This is a genomic window from Paraburkholderia sp. SOS3 (assembly GCF_001922345.1).
Lineage (GTDB): Bacteria > Pseudomonadota > Gammaproteobacteria > Burkholderiales > Burkholderiaceae > Paraburkholderia.
The window spans coordinates 2,983,165-2,998,452 of the sequence record NZ_CP018811.1; the positions used below are offsets into that span (position 1 = coordinate 2,983,165).

11 protein-coding genes are annotated in these 15,288 nt (G+C 63.3%); 5 read left to right on the forward strand and 6 right to left on the reverse strand.

The window, feature by feature from the left end:
• Positions 1 to 396: 396 nt before the first annotated feature.
• Positions 397 to 2,223, reverse strand: coding sequence for a translational GTPase TypA (gene typA / locus BTO02_RS13310; RefSeq protein ID WP_075157427.1), 1,827 nt, complete (start codon positions 2,221 to 2,223; stop codon positions 397 to 399).
• Between the two features lie 333 nt (positions 2,224 to 2,556).
• Here typA and BTO02_RS13315 point away from each other — a divergent pair, with 333 nt between their 5' ends.
• From BTO02_RS13315 to BTO02_RS13335, 5 genes are all read left to right on the forward strand, one after another.
• On the forward strand, positions 2,557 to 3,057 hold the full coding sequence (locus BTO02_RS13315) for a MarR family winged helix-turn-helix transcriptional regulator (protein WP_075157428.1): 501 nt from the start codon (positions 2,557 to 2,559) through the stop codon (positions 3,055 to 3,057).
• Positions 3,058 to 3,126: 69 nt separating this feature from the next.
• Positions 3,127 to 4,701, forward strand: coding sequence for an efflux transporter outer membrane subunit (locus tag BTO02_RS13320; protein WP_075157429.1), 1,575 nt, complete (start codon positions 3,127 to 3,129; stop codon positions 4,699 to 4,701).
• A 130-nt stretch (positions 4,702 to 4,831) separates the two neighbouring features.
• Positions 4,832 to 6,085 (forward strand): EmrA/EmrK family multidrug efflux transporter periplasmic adaptor subunit, encoded by a 1,254-nt coding sequence (locus tag BTO02_RS13325; RefSeq protein WP_075157430.1) that lies wholly within the window; start codon positions 4,832 to 4,834, stop codon positions 6,083 to 6,085.
• A gap of 61 nt (positions 6,086 to 6,146) precedes the next feature.
• The gene (locus BTO02_RS13330) at positions 6,147 to 7,712 is read left to right on the forward strand and encodes a DHA2 family efflux MFS transporter permease subunit (protein WP_075157431.1); all 1,566 of its coding nucleotides are present in this window, start codon (positions 6,147 to 6,149) and stop codon (positions 7,710 to 7,712) included.
• A gap of 177 nt (positions 7,713 to 7,889) precedes the next feature.
• Complete coding sequence (locus tag BTO02_RS13335; protein ID WP_075157432.1) at positions 7,890 to 8,366, forward strand: cupin domain-containing protein; 477 nt, start codon at positions 7,890 to 7,892, stop codon at positions 8,364 to 8,366.
• Here the strand turns inward: BTO02_RS13335 and truB are convergent.
• The 5 genes from truB to rimP all read right to left on the reverse strand — a co-directional run bounded on the left by truB (position 8,356) and on the right by rimP (position 14,856).
• Positions 8,356 to 9,381 carry a tRNA pseudouridine(55) synthase TruB gene (gene truB, locus BTO02_RS13340; RefSeq protein ID WP_075157433.1) on the reverse strand — a complete coding sequence of 342 codons (1,026 nt, stop codon included), beginning with the start codon at positions 9,379 to 9,381 and terminating at the stop codon, positions 8,356 to 8,358. The genes BTO02_RS13335 and truB overlap by 11 nt on opposite strands.
• A gap of 21 nt (positions 9,382 to 9,402) precedes the next feature.
• On the reverse strand, positions 9,403 to 9,777 hold the full coding sequence (gene rbfA / locus BTO02_RS13345) for a 30S ribosome-binding factor RbfA (RefSeq protein WP_075157434.1): 375 nt from the start codon (positions 9,775 to 9,777) through the stop codon (positions 9,403 to 9,405).
• Positions 9,778 to 9,849: 72 nt separating this feature from the next.
• Complete coding sequence (gene infB, locus BTO02_RS13350; RefSeq protein WP_075157435.1) at positions 9,850 to 12,759, reverse strand: translation initiation factor IF-2; 2,910 nt, start codon at positions 12,757 to 12,759, stop codon at positions 9,850 to 9,852.
• A gap of 166 nt (positions 12,760 to 12,925) precedes the next feature.
• Complete coding sequence (gene nusA / locus BTO02_RS13355) at positions 12,926 to 14,401, reverse strand: transcription termination factor NusA (protein WP_075157436.1); 1,476 nt, start codon at positions 14,399 to 14,401, stop codon at positions 12,926 to 12,928.
• On the reverse strand, positions 14,398 to 14,856 hold the full coding sequence (gene rimP / locus BTO02_RS13360; RefSeq protein ID WP_075157437.1) for a ribosome maturation factor RimP: 459 nt from the start codon (positions 14,854 to 14,856) through the stop codon (positions 14,398 to 14,400). Before rimP ends, nusA begins: the two co-directional genes overlap by 4 nt.
• Positions 14,857 to 15,288 lie beyond the last annotated feature (432 nt).

Genomic DNA, 15,288 nt, shown 5'->3' on the forward strand with positions numbered 1-15,288 from the left:
GTCTTGCTTGGAAGGACCTAAAACTTGCATCCGCGGAGAATAGCACATAACCATCCCGAATGCCCGCATGCAAAGGCCCCGAACGCCCGTTGGAAAAGGGTTCGCGGGACAATGGCGCGATCGCTGCGATATATCTGCGGGCTTGCTGGGGCGCTCGCCGCAATATCGCCGCCTCGTCGATTCGAACCGCGCTTGCGACGACGCTTCGGGTCACGCCTCAAATCGCACAGAACACTTTGTGCAAAATCGCAACGATTGCGTCCGCTTCCATTGATATATCAGGGCGCGCACAAATAAAAAAAACCGCCCGAAAATCAGGGCGGTTCTGTGATCCGGCAACTGCGAAAGCGCCCGGCAACGACGCGCTGGCGCCTTCAGGCGGAAAGGGGCGCAAGGTCAGTCGACCGCAGCTTCGCGGCTCGCGCGGCGACGCTCGTGCTCCTTCAGATGGCGCTTGCGCAGGCGGATCGAAACCGGCGTCACTTCGACGAGTTCGTCGTCGTCGATGAATTCGACTGCGTATTCGAGCGACATCTGGATCGGCGGGACGAGGCGCACCGCTTCGTCGGTGCCCGACGCGCGGACGTTCGTCAACTGCTTGCCCTTGATCGGGTTCACGACGAGGTCGTTATCGCGGCTGTGGATGCCGATGATCATGCCTTCGTACAGCGGATCGCCCGGCTTCACGAACATGCGGCCGCGATCCTGCAGCTTCCACAGCGCGTAGGCGACGGCCGCGCCGTCGTCCTGCGAGATCAGCACGCCATTGCGGCGCTCGCCGACCGAACCTTCCTTGATCGGGCCGTATTCGTCGAATACGTGGCTCATCAGACCCGTGCCGCGCGTGAGCGTGAGGAATTCGCTCTGGAAACCAATCAAACCGCGCGCCGGAATGCGGTATTCGAGGCGCGTGCGGCCGCGGGCGTCCGACGCCATGTCGAGCATTTCGCCCTTGCGGCGGCCGAGTTCTTCCATCACGCCGCCCTGATGACCGTCTTCGACGTCGACCGTCAGCAGCTCGTACGGCTCCTGCTTCACGCCGTCGACTTCCTGCAGCACGACGCGCGGCCGCGACACGGCGAGCTCGAACCCTTCGCGGCGCATGTTCTCGATCAGGATAGTGAGGTGCAGTTCGCCGCGGCCCGACACTTCGAAGACCGTTTCGTCGCCGGTATCGCGCACGCGCAACGCGACGTTATGGTTCAGTTCTTTCGTCAGACGGTCGCGAATCTGGCGGCTCGTGACGAATTTGCCTTCCTTGCCCGCGAGCGGCGACGAGTTCACGAGGAAGTTCATCGTGAGCGTCGGCTCGTCGACGGTGATCATCGGCAGCGCCTCGGGCTTGTCCTGCGCGCAGATCGTCGCGCCGATACCGATGTCTTCGATGCCGTTGATCAGCACGATGTCGCCGGCCTGCGCTTCGTCGACCTGCACACGCTCGAGACCGTGGAACGACAGCACCTGGTTGATCTTGCGGTTCAGCACCTCGCCTTCGGGCCCGAAGCGCAGCGCAACCGCCTGGCCAGGCTTGATGCGGCCGCGGTTGATACGGCCAACGCCGATCCGGCCGACATACGTCGAGTAATCGAGCGATGTGATCTGCAGTTGCAGCGGACCGTCAGGGTCTGCCGGGCGCACCGGCACGTGCTCGAGAATCGCTTCGAAAAGCGGCCGCATATCGCCTTCGCGCACGCTCGGATCAAGCCCTGCATAGCCGTTCAGGCCCGACGCATACACTACCGGGAAATCGAGCTGTTCTTCGGTCGCGCCGAGCTTGTCGAACAGATCGAACGTCTGGTTGATGACCCAGTCGATGCGCGCGCCGGGCCGGTCGACCTTGTTCACGACGACGATCGGCTTCAGGCCGAGCGCGAGCGCCTTCTTCGTGACGAAGCGCGTTTGCGGCATCGGGCCTTCGACGGCATCGACGAGCAGCAGCACGGAATCGACCATCGACAGCACGCGCTCCACTTCGCCGCCGAAGTCGGCGTGGCCCGGGGTGTCGACGATGTTGATGTGCGTGCCTTCGTATTCGACCGCGCAGTTCTTCGCGAGAATGGTGATGCCCCGCTCTTTTTCGATGTCATTCGAATCCATCACGCGTTCCGCGATCTGCTGGTTTTCGCGGAAGGTGCCGGACTGGCGGAGCAACTGGTCGACGAGCGTGGTTTTGCCGTGGTCGACGTGGGCGATGATGGCGATATTGCGAAGAGCGCGGGACATAGGAACCTGAGGACGATTGAAGTGCCCGGCGGCGAGTGCTGAAGACAGCTTCGGCACATTCAGAACGCAAAGTGGGCGCACTTCCGGGAACCGCACATTCTAGCACGGACCTATGACGCATTTAACACAATCGCCCTCGTATTCCCCAATAGGCACCGCGCGAAGCCGCGACCGCGACGGTTTAGCCGACGCCGCGCATTGACGGCGCGCAAGCTTCACGCGTCGCCCGCTTGTGTAACAAAACACCCTTTCCTAATCTGTAAGAACGCTTGCCATGTCAATTAAGCGTTCTTATAATCATGCCTAGTCAACCATTGCTGTCGCATAAGAAACATGACGGACCCGTCCTCCACGCCGCCACCCGAGGTTCGCGACTATCAGCTCGCGGAAAGTGTCGGCTATCTGATTTCGCGCGTGAAATCGACGATGTCGAACATGGTCACGCAAAAGGCGATGGCCGAGCTCGGCATTACCAGCACGCAAGCCAGCATTCTGTTCATGGTCGCGAGCGGCAAGTGCCTGCTTGCCGCGGAGCTTGCGCGCGAGTACGGCATCGATGCGAGCGCGGTCACCCGCCTGATCGACCGCCTCGAAAAACGCGGCCTTCTGACCCGCGTGCGCAGCAGCGAGGACCGGCGCGTCGTGCGCCTTGCGCTTACGGCGGAAGGCTGTGCGATTGCGGCTAAGCTGCCGGCCATCTTCACGAGCGTGCTGGACAAACTGCTGTCCGGCTTTACGCCCGAGGAAGTTGGCTTCCTTAAGAGCATGCTCAGGCGCGTGCTCGCCAATAACGTCGATTCAAGCGGCATAACCCGTGACACGGCAAGCAATTAAGAGGCCAAGCCGCGGCAAAGTAGTTGCAGTGTCCATTACCAATATTGATTACAAGCAAGGGACGGATACATGAAGTCGTACCTTTCGTTCGCGCCCGGCCGGCCGTGCCGGGTTGCTGCCGTTTCCGTCGCGTCGGTCGCGCTGACGGCAACGGCCCTCGCCCTGTCGGGGTGCGCGAACTACATCGGCATCAGCAGCGACAAGCAGATTGCCGCGCCCGCGCAATACGAGGCCACGCAAAGCATGCCGGACGAAGGCGGGACGTGGCCGTCGCTCGACTGGGCCAACCAGTTCGGCGACCCGCAGCTGCCGAAGCTGATCGACGAGGCGCTCGCCGGCAACCCGTCGATCGCGCAGGCACAGGCGCGCCTCGAGAAGGCACAGTCGTATATCGAAAGCTCGCGCTCGGCGCTGTTCCCGCAGGTCACGGGCAGCTATACGTGGACACGCGAGCGCTATTCGCCGAACGGCCTCTTCGTTCCGCCGATCGGCGGCAAGTGGGACAGCGAGAACAGCGTGATCGCGAACGCGACGTGGGAACTCGACCTTTGGGGTAAAAACCGCGCGAAGCTGCAAGCCGCGGTATCGAAGGAAAAAGCTGCTCAAGCCGAGATGCAGCAGGTGCGCGTGACGCTCGCGGCGTCGGTCGCGAGTACGTATAACCGGCTCGCGCAGCTGTATGCGCTACGCGACATCGCGCAGCGCGAGATCCAGAACCGTCAGACGGTCGGTTCGATTACGAACGACCGCGTCGGCGCGGGGCTCGACACGAACGTCGAACGGCAGACCGCGAACGGCAACATCGCGACGAGCCAGTCGTCGCTGACCGACCTCGACGGCCAGATCACCGTCGTGCGCTATCAGTTGGGCGCGCTGCTCGGCAAGGGACCGGACCGCGGTCTGCAGATCGCTCAGCCCGTGCTGAACGCCGGCGACCCGGTCGCACTGCCCGGCAATCTGCCGGCCGATCTCGTCTCGCGCCGTCCCGATCTCGTCGCGGCGCGCTGGCAGGTCGAAGCGGCGCTGCAAGACGTGAAGGAAGCAAAGGCGGAATTCTTCCCGGACGTGAACCTCGCGGCCACCTTCGGCTTCGACGCGTTCGGCTGGAGCGACCTCTTTCTTTGGGCAAGCCGCCAGGTAATGGCCGGACCGGCGATTCATCTGCCGATCTTCGATGCGGGCGCACTGCGCGCCCAGCTCAAGGGCCGCTATGCGGACTTCGACCTCGACGTCGCGAACTACAACCAGACGCTCGTCAACGCACTGAACGACGTCGCCACCCAGATCACATCGATCCGTTCGATCGACAAGCAGGAAGGCGACGCGCAACGCGCACTCGATGCATCGACGAAGGCGTATCAGCTCGCGGTGATCCGCTACCGCGCGGGCCTGTCGCCGCAACTGCAGGTGCTCAACGCCGACGACAACCGGCTCGCCGCCGAGCAGGCGGTGACGAACCTGAAGATGCGCCGCCGCGATCTGCAGATCGGCCTCGTGAAGGCGCTCGGCGGCGGGTTCGACGCGACGGCCGTCGGTCTCGCGGCACCGCCTGACTCGCCGGCCGGCGCCAGCGACGCAACGCAGGCGCAAGCGCGCACCGATAGCGCGTCGACCACAGCCGCTTCGGCGCAGATGGCGAACTGAGCGTCCGCCCGCAACGGGTTGCCCGGGCATGGAAGCCCGATTGCGGCGCACCAGCTCCACCCGCCGCGCATCGAACACCACACGACACGCAAGCAGCACATAAGAGACACGGAAGAATACGGAGTACATCATGAGCACGCCTCAACAACAACCCGCGCCGAATGCGCGCCCTTCGAACAACAGCGGTAAGCGCAAACGGATGATGACGGTGCTTGTCGTCATCATCCTGCTCGCCGCGATCGGCTACGGCGCGTACTACTTCCTCGTCGCGCGCTTTCATGAAACGACCGACGATGCCTACGTCAACGGCAACGTCGTGCAGATCACGCCGCAGGTGACCGGCACCGTCATCGCGGTCAACGCCGACGACACGCAGACCGTCAAGGTCGGCGACCCGGTCGTCGTGCTCGATCCGGCCGACGCGCGCGTCGCGCTGCAGCAGGCCGAAGCGAATCTCGCCCAGGTCGTACGCCAGGTGCGCGGCCTCTACGTGGACGACAACCAGTATCAGGCGCAAGTGGCGCTGCGCGAGTCGGATCTGTCGCGCGCGCAGGACGATCTGCGCCGCCGTCTGAGCGTCGCGCAGACCGGCGCAGTCTCGGCCGAAGAAATCTCGCACGCGCGCGACGCAGTCCGCGGCGCGCAGGCCGCGCTCGACGCCGCGAAGCAGCAACTCGCGGCCAACCGCGCGCTGACGTCGAACACGACGATCACCAACCACCCGAACGTGATGGCCGCCGCCGCCAAGGTGCGCGACGCGTATCTGAACAACGCGCGCAACACGCTGCCCGCGCCCGTCACCGGCTACGTCGCGAAACGCTCGGTGCAGGTCGGCCAGCGCGTAGCGCCGGGCACGCCGTTGATGGCGGTCGTGCCGCTCAACGGCGTGTGGGTCGACGCCAACTTCAAGGAAGGTCAGCTCCGGCATATGCGCATCGGCCAGCCGGTCGAACTGACGGCGGACATTTACGGTTCGTCGGTCGTCTATCGCGGCAAGGTGGTCGGCTTTTCGGCCGGCACCGGCGCGGCGTTCTCGCTGCTGCCCGCGCAGAACGCGACCGGCAACTGGATCAAGGTCGTCCAGCGTCTGCCCGTGCGGATCGAACTCGATCCGCAGCAGCTCGAAAAGCATCCGTTGCGTATCGGCCTGTCGATGCAGGTCGATGTCGATATCCGGAACGACAACGGCGGACAGCTCGGCAACGCGCCGAACACCGTCTATCAGACGAAGGTCTTCGACAAGTACGGCGACGAGGCCGACGCGGAGATCGCGCGCATCATCGCCGAAAACGCGGGACACAGCGGCGGCAGTGCATCGCAGAACGCCGCGGCATCGGCGCCGCACGGCACGAGCAAACGCGCGGCGGCGGCCAGTCTGATGTAAGCCGGCTCGTTTCGTTTCAACGCCAGACCCAAGTTCACACCACACAGAGGCTTCCTGCTCAATGGCTCAGGCTCAAGCGCCGATCATTCACCCGCCGCTCGAAGGCGCGCAACTCGTGATCGGCACGATCGCGGTGTCGCTCGCGGTGTTCATGAACGTGCTGGACACGTCGATCGCCAACGTGTCGATCCCGTCGATTTCGGGCGACCTCGGTGTCTCGTCCGACCAGGGCACGTGGGTCATCACATCGTTCGCGGTCGCCAATGCGATCTCGGTGCCGCTGACGGGCTGGCTCACCGACCGCATCGGCCAGGTGCGCCTGTTCATGGCGTCGATCGTGCTGTTCGTGATCTCGTCGTGGATGTGCGGCCTCGCGCCGACGCTGCCGTTTCTGCTCGCGTCGCGCGTGTTTCAGGGCGCGGTCGCGGGTCCGATGATTCCGCTTTCGCAAACGCTGCTGCTGGCAAGTTACCCGCGCGCGAAGGCGCCGATGGCCTTGTCGATGTGGGCGATGACGACGCTGATCGCGCCGGTCGCGGGACCGATTCTCGGCGGCTGGATCTCCGACAACATCTCGTGGCCGTGGATCTTCTACGTGAACATTCCGGTCGGCATGATCGCCGCGGCGGCCACGTGGGCGATCTTTCGCAACCGCGATTCCGTGATCAGGAAAGCGCCGATCGATACCGTCGGCCTCGCGTTGCTGATCACGTGGGTTGGATCGCTGCAGGTCATGCTCGACAAAGGTAAGGACCTCGACTGGTTTTCGTCGACGACGATCGTCGTGCTCGCATTGACCGCGATCATCGCGTTTGCGTTTTTTGTAGTTTGGGAACTGACTGCCGACCATCCGGTGGTCGACCTGTCGCTCTTCAAGCTGCGCAACTTCACGGGCGGCACCGTCGCGCTGTCCATCGGTTACGGGCTCTACTTCGGCAATCTCGTGCTGCTGCCGCTATGGCTGCAAACCGATCTCGGCTATACGGCCACCGACGCGGGCATCATCATGGCGCCAGTCGGGCTGTTCGCCATCCTGTTGTCGCCGCTGACGGGCAAGGTGTTGCCGCGCACCGATCCGCGCTATATCGCAACCGCGTCGTTCCTCGTATTCGCGCTGTGTTTCTGGATGCGCTCGCGCTATACGACCGGCGTCGATACGTTCGCGCTGACGGTGCCGACCTTGATCCAGGGCGTTGCGATGGCGGGCTTCTTTATCCCGCTCGTGTCGATCACGCTGTCGGGCCTGCCCGGCATCCGGATTCCGGCGGCGTCGGGCCTGTCGAACTTCGTGCGGATCATGTGCGGCGGCATCGGCACATCGATCTTTCAGACCGCGTGGGACCATCGATCGATTCTGCACCATACGCGGCTCGCCGCGCAGGCCAACCCGTATAACCCGGCCTTCGATGCGTCGATCCAGCAGATGAACCAGCTCGGTTTGAGTCGCGAACAGGCGTACGGCCTTTTCAATTCGATGGCGACGCAACAAGCTGCGCAATTGGGCGTCAACGACCTGTTCTATATTTCAGCCGGTATCTTTATCGCGCTCATCGCGCTGATCTGGATCACGAAGCCCGAGCGTTCGGGCGGCGGCGATGCGGGCGCGGCAGCCTCCGCTGCACACTGAAATTGACGCGGCGAGGCAGTGACGCGAGCAGACGCGAATCGCCGCATTGCACGGCGAATTCGCGTCATCGATAAAGTGACTTGATCTGGTCGAGGCGGTAGATTCGCGACATCGTCGCATCGTCGTTACGACGCGCGCCGACACCCTCCTCGATTGGTCATTTGCAGGTCACTCATCATGAAAAAACACTGGACGAAAGCTTTCGCCACTGCGAGCGCCACGCTGGCACTCGCAACGCTTGCTCCGGCTGCCTCGCAGGCGCAGGAACAAACGGAAGTTCTGAAGCCGGTCAAGGTAACGAAGCCGGAAATCAACGGCGCGATCTTCGAGCGAAAAGACGCCGTGCATGAGAACAAGGACGGCAATGCGACAACGGATGTCGTCACGTTCACGTCGAAAGACAACGGCTATCAAACGGGGCTTTATAAATCCGGGCCGCTGCACGAGGTCATTTCGAAAGCGCCGGGCTATCCGTACAACGAGTTTCTCTACTTCATTTCGGGCGGCGCGACGTTCACGTCGGCGGACGGCTCGGTCGTCGCCGTTCACGCCGGCGAGGCCGTGAGCCTGCCGAAGGGCTGGGTCGGCACGTTCGACACGAAGGGCTATACGAAGCTCTACGTCACGTATAACCCCGACGACGTCAGGAAGTAGCCGCAGCTGCGACGATGAGCCGTTCCGGTGCGAGCACGCCGTCGGCCGCCTTTGCGACACCGAGCAGGCGCCCTCCTGTTGCCGCGTAGACGCGCACGCGCGGCGCGCATGACGGTTCACGGTTCAGGTCGCTGCTTATCGTGCTGCTTACCGTGCCGGTTATGCCGTCGCTGATCGATAGATCGGCAAGACGCAGCCGCTGGCCGTGCAGGAAGCGGCGTGCCGCTTCGTCGTCGAGATGCACCGCGGGGAATGTCGAGAGCAACGTGTCGACGGGCTGCAGCCAGCGATCGAGTTCGCCTTGCGCCGCATCGCTTCGCGCCGCATCTGACAGCGCGTCGAGCGTCACTGCATGTTCGAGCGTCAACGCGCCGACGCCGGTGCGTCTCAACGCGATCAGATGCGCGCCGCAGCCAAGCGACGCGCCGATATCTTCCGCCAGCGTGCGCACATACGTGCCCTTGCTGCAGGTCACGCGAAACGCGACATCGGGCAGCGCGCATGCGATCGGTTCGAGCGCGTGAATCGTCACGCGGCGTCCTTCGCGTTCGACCGTCTGCCCGGCACGCGCGTATTCGTACAACGGCTTGCCATCGCGCTTCAGCGCCGAGTACATGGGCGGAATCTGCACGATTTCGCCGCGAAACCGCTCGAACGCCGCGGCGATATCCTCTTCGCTGCAACGCACGTCGCGCGTCAGCAGCACTTCGCCTTCGGCATCGCCGGTAGTCGTCGTGACGCCGAGGCGCATCGTCGCTTCGTAAGTCTTGTCGGCGTCGAGCAGGTCCTGCGAGAACTTCGTGGCCTCGCCGAAGCACAGCGGCAGCAAGCCCGACGCAAGCGGATCGAGCGTGCCCGTATGGCCCGCCTTTTTCGCCTGATAAAGTCGCTTCGCGCGAATCAGCGCGTCGTTACTCGACAGTCCCACCGGCTTGTCGAGCAGCAGCACGCCGTCGAGCGCGCGGCGCGGCACGCGCACGCGCTGCTGCGGTGCGCTCGGAGAAGCATTCGTCATATCGGCCAACGCGTGCAGAGGTCAGGCTTCCGGGTCTTCTTTCGCGCGATTCGCATTCGCTTCGTCGATGAGCCGCGACATCTGTACCGCGCGCTCGATCGTCTTGTCGTAGTGGAAATGCAGCGTCGGCACGGTATGAATGTGCAGACGCTTGAAGAGCAGGTTATGCAGATGGCCGGCCGCATGATTGAGCGCGACCTGCGTTTGTTCGGCGTCGCCGGTCAGCGTCGTGAAATAAACCTTTGCGTGCGCATAGTCGGGTGTCAGTTCGACGCTCTGGATCGTGACGATTCCGATGCGTGGGTCTTTGACCTCGCGTAGCAATTCGGACAGATCGCGTTGAATCTGGTCCGCGATCTGCACATTGCGATTGGGAGAAGTGCGTTTTTTCGGCATGTTCAGTCAGGCATAAAAACAAAGGGCGGAGCGGCTTTGCGCCCGCTCCGCCCCGGTAGCGCGGCGCTCCGGTTACAGCGTACGCGCGACTTCGGTGACTTCGAAGACTTCGAACTGGTCGCCTTCGACAATGTCGTTGAAGTTCTTCACCGACATACCGCACTCGAAGCCCTGGCGCACTTCGCGGACGTCGTCCTTGAAGCGTTTGAGCGAATCGAGCTCGCCGGTGTGAATGACGACGTTGTTGCGCAGCACGCGCACCGACGACGTCCGTTTGACGATGCCGTCCGTGACCATACAACCCGCCACCGTGCCGACCTTCGGCACCTTGAACACCTGACGCACCTCGACCATGCCGGTAATGACTTCGCGCTTCTCCGGCGCGAGCATGCCCGACATCGCCGCTTTGATCTCATCCACTGCGTCGTAGATGATGTTGTAGTAGCGAATGTCGACGCCGTTCGTCTCGGCCAGCTTGCGCGCCTGCGCATCGGCCCGCGTATTGAAGCCGACGATGACGGCCTTCGACGCCGTCGCGAGGTTGACGTCCGATTCGCTGATGCCGCCCACCGCGCTGTGCACGATCTGCACGCGCACTTCGTCGGTCGACAGCTTGAGCAGCGCCTGTACGAGTGCTTCCTGCGAACCCTGCACGTCGGCCTTGACGATAAGCGGCAGGTTTTGCACTTCGCCTTCGCCCATCTGCTCGAGCATGTTCTCGAGCTTCGCGGCCTGCTGCTTCGCGAGCTTCACGTCGCGGAACTTGCCCTGGCGGAACAGCGCAATTTCGCGCGCCTTGCGGTCGTCCGGCATCACGATCACTTCTTCGCCGGCCGCCGGCACTTCCGACAGACCCTGGATTTCCACCGGGATCGACGGACCCGCCGACTTCGTCGCCTTGCCCGTTTCGTCGAGCATCGCGCGCACACGGCCGTAGGCGCTGCCCGCGAGCACGACGTCGCCGCGGTTCAGCGTACCGGACTGCACGAGGATCGTCGCGACCGGACCCTTGCCCTTGTCGAGCTTCGCTTCGATCACGAGGCCCTTCGCAGGCGATTCGACCGGCGCCTTCAGTTCCAGCACTTCTGCCTGCAGCAACACGTTCTCGAGCAGATCGTCGATGCCCTGGCCCGTCTTCGCCGACACCGGCACGAACGGCGAATCGCCGCCGTACTCTTCCGGCACGACGCCTTCCGCGACGAGTTCCTGCTTCACGCGATCCGGATTCGCTTCCGGCTTGTCGATCTTGTTGATCGCGACGACGAGCGGCACGCCGCCCGCCTTTGCATGCGAGATCGCTTCCTTCGTCTGCGGCATCACGCCGTCATCGGCCGCGACGACCAGAATGACGATGTCGGTTGCCTTCGCACCGCGTGCACGCATCGCCGTGAATGCTTCGTGACCCGGCGTATCGAGGAACGTGATGACGCCGCGCGGCGTTTCGACGTGGTATGCGCCGATATGCTGCGTAATGCCCCCCGCTTCGCCAGCCGCCACTTTCGCGCGGCGGATGTAGTCGAGCAGCGAAGTCTTGCCGTGGTCGACGTGACCCATCACCGTGACGACCGGCGGACGCGGCAATGCTTCCGCATCGCTGACTTCGCCTTCGATCAGCATCGCCTCGGGATCGTCGAGCTTCGCCGCCACCGCATGGTGGCCGAGTTCCTCGACGACGATCATCGCGGTTTCCTGATCGAGCATCTGGTTGATCGTGACCATCTGGCCGAGCTTCATCATCACCTTGATGACTTCCGACGCCTTCACCGACATCTTGTGAGCGAGGTCGGCGACCGTGATGGTTTCCGGCACGTGCACTTCGCGCACGATCGGTTCGGTCGGCGCCTGGAACGTCGTGCCCGAATCCTGATGCTTGCCGCGTCCCTTCGGACCGCCGCGCCAGCCGCGATCGACGCCGCCGCTCGTGTCGCCACGCGTCTTGATGCCGCGGCGCTTGGCTGCGTCGTCCTGCCAGCCGCCGGGCTTGCCGCCCGGGCCGCGCTTCTTGTCGCCGGCAGGCGCCGTCGACGGCGTCGTGGTCGATGCCGGTGCTGCTGCAGCAGGCTTCTTCGCCGCCGGACGCGCGGCTGTTTCGCCGGCCGGACGCGCCGGCTTGTGCAGCGTGCCCTTCGCCTCGGCCGCCTTCGGCTGCTCGGCGGGCTTTTGCGGCGCGGGTTCCGGCGCCTTCGCCTGGGCCGCCTTACGCGGCGTGTTCATCATTTCGCGAATCGCACGCGCTTCGGCTTCGGCGGCCGCACGGCGCTTCGAAATCTCTTCCTGCTCGGCACGCGCCTTTTCGGATGCGGCGCGTGCCGCGTCCTCGGCCTTCTTCGCCGCTTCGCGCTGCGCCGCGCGTTCCGCTGCGGCGCGCTCGTCTTCCTGCTCGGCGGCACGCTCGGCTTGCGCCTGTTCGCGCGCCGCGGCCTCGGCCATCGCGGCTGCACGCTTCTTCGCGGTTTCCTCTTCCGCGCGCTGGCGCTCGGCCTCGGCCGCGTGCTCGCGCGCCTGGCGCTCGGCCTCTTCGCGCTCGAGCCGCTCCTGGCGCTCTTTGAGCTCCTGAGCCTGCTTCTCGAGCAATTCAGCCTGCTGACGCGCTTCTTCCTCACGACGCTGCAGCTCGAGGTCTTCGGCCTCGGCGGCCGCCGCTGCATGAGCCGCGGACTGTTCGTTCTGCTCGGCCGTCTCGTCGCGGCGCACGAACGTGCGCTTCTTGCGCACTTCGACCTGAATGGTACGAGCCTTACCCGTCGCGTCGGACTGCTTGATTTCCGACGTGTGCCGTCGCGTGAGCGTGATCTTGCGCTTGTCGGCGTCCTGAGAGCCGTGCGACTTGCGCAAGTGGTCGAGCAGGCGCGCCTTGTCGGTTTCCGACAAGGCATCGTCCTCACTCGCTTTCTGGACGCCCGCTGCCTGCAGCTGCTCGAGAAGCACGCCTGCAGGCATTTTCAGTTCCGCGGCAAATTGGGCTACGTTGTTACTCGCCATTCATTCCTCTTAGTGCAAGGACCGATTCCTTGCGGTTAGCATCGGGTCGTGCGGCCATAAGACTTCAGATGAGGCTTGAAACGCAATTTCAAGAATTGCGATTCAACTACGCCTCGCATCGAAGCCGGCCGCGTTCAGGTCAGTGGTTCATGGTCATGTCACTCTGTCACTGAAACCAGTGTTCACGGGCCTTCATGATCAACGCCTTGGCGGCGTCCTCTTCCATGCCGGTCATCTCGACCAGCTCGTCTACTGCCAGTTCTGCCAGATCGTCGCGCGTCTGCACCTGATGTTCGGCGAGCTTTGCGAGCAGATCGGCGTCCATGCCCTCGAGGCTCTTCAGATCGAGCGCAACGCCCTCGACCTTCTCCTCGTTCGCAATCGCCATGGTCAGCAACGCGTCGCGGGCGCGGTTACGCAATTCGTGCACCGTGTCTTCGTCGAACGCTTCGATTTCGAGCATCTCGTTGAGCGGCACATAGGCAATCTCTTCGAGGCTCGTGAAGCCTTCATCGATCAGGATGTCGGCAACTTCCTCGTCGACATCGAGACGCGCCATGAACAGGTCGCGCAGGACACTGCGTTCCTGATTCTGCTTTTGAGCAGACTCGTCCGGCGTCATGATGTTGATCTGCCAGCCGGTCAATTCGCTGGCAAGACGCACGTTCTGGCCGCTGCGGCCGATAGCGACCGCCAGCTCGTTTTCGTCGACGACGACGTCCATCGAATGCTTTTCTTCGTCGACGACAATCGACTGGACGGCTGCCGGCGCGAGCGCGCCGATCACAAACTGGGCGGGATCCTCCGACCATAGCACGATGTCGACGTTTTCGCCACCGAGCTCGTTGCGTACGGCCTGCACACGCGAGCCGCGAATGCCGACACACGTGCCGATCGGATCGATGCGCTTGTCATAGGCAATTACGCCGATCTTCGCCCGCACGCCGGGATCGCGCGCGGCGGCCTTGATCTCGAGCAGCCCCTGTTCGATTTCGGGCACTTCCATTTCGAACAGCTTCATCAGGAATTCGGGCGCGGTGCGCGACAACTCGATTTGCGGGCCGCGCGCCGTGCGATCGACCTTCGCGATATACGCACGCACACGGTCGCCGACGCGCAGATTCTCCTTCGGAATCAGCTGGTCGCGGCGCAGCAGCGCTTCGACGCGGCCCGACTCGACGATGAAATTACCTTTATCGAGACGCTTGACCGTACCGGTCATGATGCTCTCGCCGCGCTCGAGGAAGTCGTTCAGGATCTGCTCGCGCTCGGCATCGCGAACCTTCTGCAGAATGACCTGTTTCGCAGCCTGGGCGCCGATGCGCCCAAATTCGATCGACGGCACCGGCTCTTCCAGAAAGTCGTCGATCTCGGCATCGGGTTTCTGCTCGCGCGCCTCGAATAGCAGGATTTCCTGGTCCGGCTCCTGCAGGCCCGCCTCGTCCGGCACCACACGCCAGCGCCGGAAGGTTTCGTGCTCGCCGCTTTCACGGTCGATATGGACGCGAATGTCCGCGTCCTCGTCGAAGAGTTTCTTGGATGCCGAAGCGAGTGCCGCTTCGAGTGCGGCAAATACGACGTCCTTGTCGACGTTCTTCTCGCGTGCCAGCGCATCCACCAGCATCAACACTTCGCGACTCATTGTTTGCGGCTCCTAAAGTCAACTTTCGGAACGAGGCGTGCCTTATCGATATCCGCAAGCGTGAAATCCAGCATCGCGGCGCCTTCCTTCCCTTCAAATTCAAGACCGATCGTCTCGCCCCGCGGAGCATGCACGATGCCCCGGTACGATTTACGTCCGTCCAATGGCTTTTTCAACGTGATCACCGCCTCGCTGCCCGCGAAGCGTTCGAAATCCGCCAGTTTCTTGAGCGGCCGGTCGAGACCCGGCGACGATACTTCGAGCCGCTCGTAGTCGATGTTCTCGACCGTCAGGACGTGCTGCAACTGACGCGTGACCTTTTCGCAATCTTCGATCGCGATGCCGGCAGGCTGGTCGATAAACACGGTCAGCATGCCGCGCCCGGTGCGCTCGAGATCGACGAGTTCGTAGCCAAGGCCTACGACCGTCGTTTCAATCAGTTCCGTCAGTTGCACAAGTGCCCTCTAGATGTTCGCGCGGCGCGCCTGCCGGGTTGCCACGGGGGGGTTGCCACGAAGCTGCCGCCGAACACCACCACAGGAACACCGCCGCAGCGGACCGCGCCAGGCCGGCGCGCTTATTCGCGCGTTATTGCATGTCGTTTTGCACGTAATAGCGCGCTGTTGCCTTTCGCTTTCGTATACCGCCGGCCCGCGTGCGACACCACCGTTGAACGCATTGATTTACGAACTTGCGCGGCAAAAAAAAAATGGGCGAAACGCCCATCATCTTATTGCCGGTGGTCGCACCTGAGCCGTTCGCAAAAACCAGACTCCCGACCGCACGCCCAGCGACTTCGTGATTGTAGCCATTTTTCAGGACAAACGCAAACCACGGCCGGCCGCAAAAGCGCATCCGCGCTCGTTCTGACGGCAATCGACCGGATC

Bases quoted from the DNA above. Each gene is read 5' to 3' on its own strand.
- typA (WP_075157427.1), bottom strand. From the start codon at position 2,223: ATGTCCCGCGCTCTTCGCAATATCGCCATCATCGCCCACGTCGACCAC.
- BTO02_RS13315 (WP_075157428.1), top strand. From the start codon at position 2,557: ATGACGGACCCGTCCTCCACGCCGCCACCCGAGGTTCGCGACTATCAG.
- BTO02_RS13320 (WP_075157429.1), top strand. From the start codon at position 3,127: ATGAAGTCGTACCTTTCGTTCGCGCCCGGCCGGCCGTGCCGGGTTGCT.
- BTO02_RS13325 (WP_075157430.1), top strand. From the start codon at position 4,832: ATGAGCACGCCTCAACAACAACCCGCGCCGAATGCGCGCCCTTCGAAC.
- BTO02_RS13330 (WP_075157431.1), top strand. From the start codon at position 6,147: ATGGCTCAGGCTCAAGCGCCGATCATTCACCCGCCGCTCGAAGGCGCG.
- BTO02_RS13335 (WP_075157432.1), top strand. From the start codon at position 7,890: ATGAAAAAACACTGGACGAAAGCTTTCGCCACTGCGAGCGCCACGCTG.
- truB (WP_075157433.1), bottom strand. From the start codon at position 9,381: ATGACGAATGCTTCTCCGAGCGCACCGCAGCAGCGCGTGCGCGTGCCG.
- rbfA (WP_075157434.1), bottom strand. From the start codon at position 9,777: ATGCCGAAAAAACGCACTTCTCCCAATCGCAATGTGCAGATCGCGGAC.
- infB (WP_075157435.1), bottom strand. From the start codon at position 12,759: ATGGCGAGTAACAACGTAGCCCAATTTGCCGCGGAACTGAAAATGCCT.
- nusA (WP_075157436.1), bottom strand. From the start codon at position 14,401: ATGAGTCGCGAAGTGTTGATGCTGGTGGATGCGCTGGCACGCGAGAAG.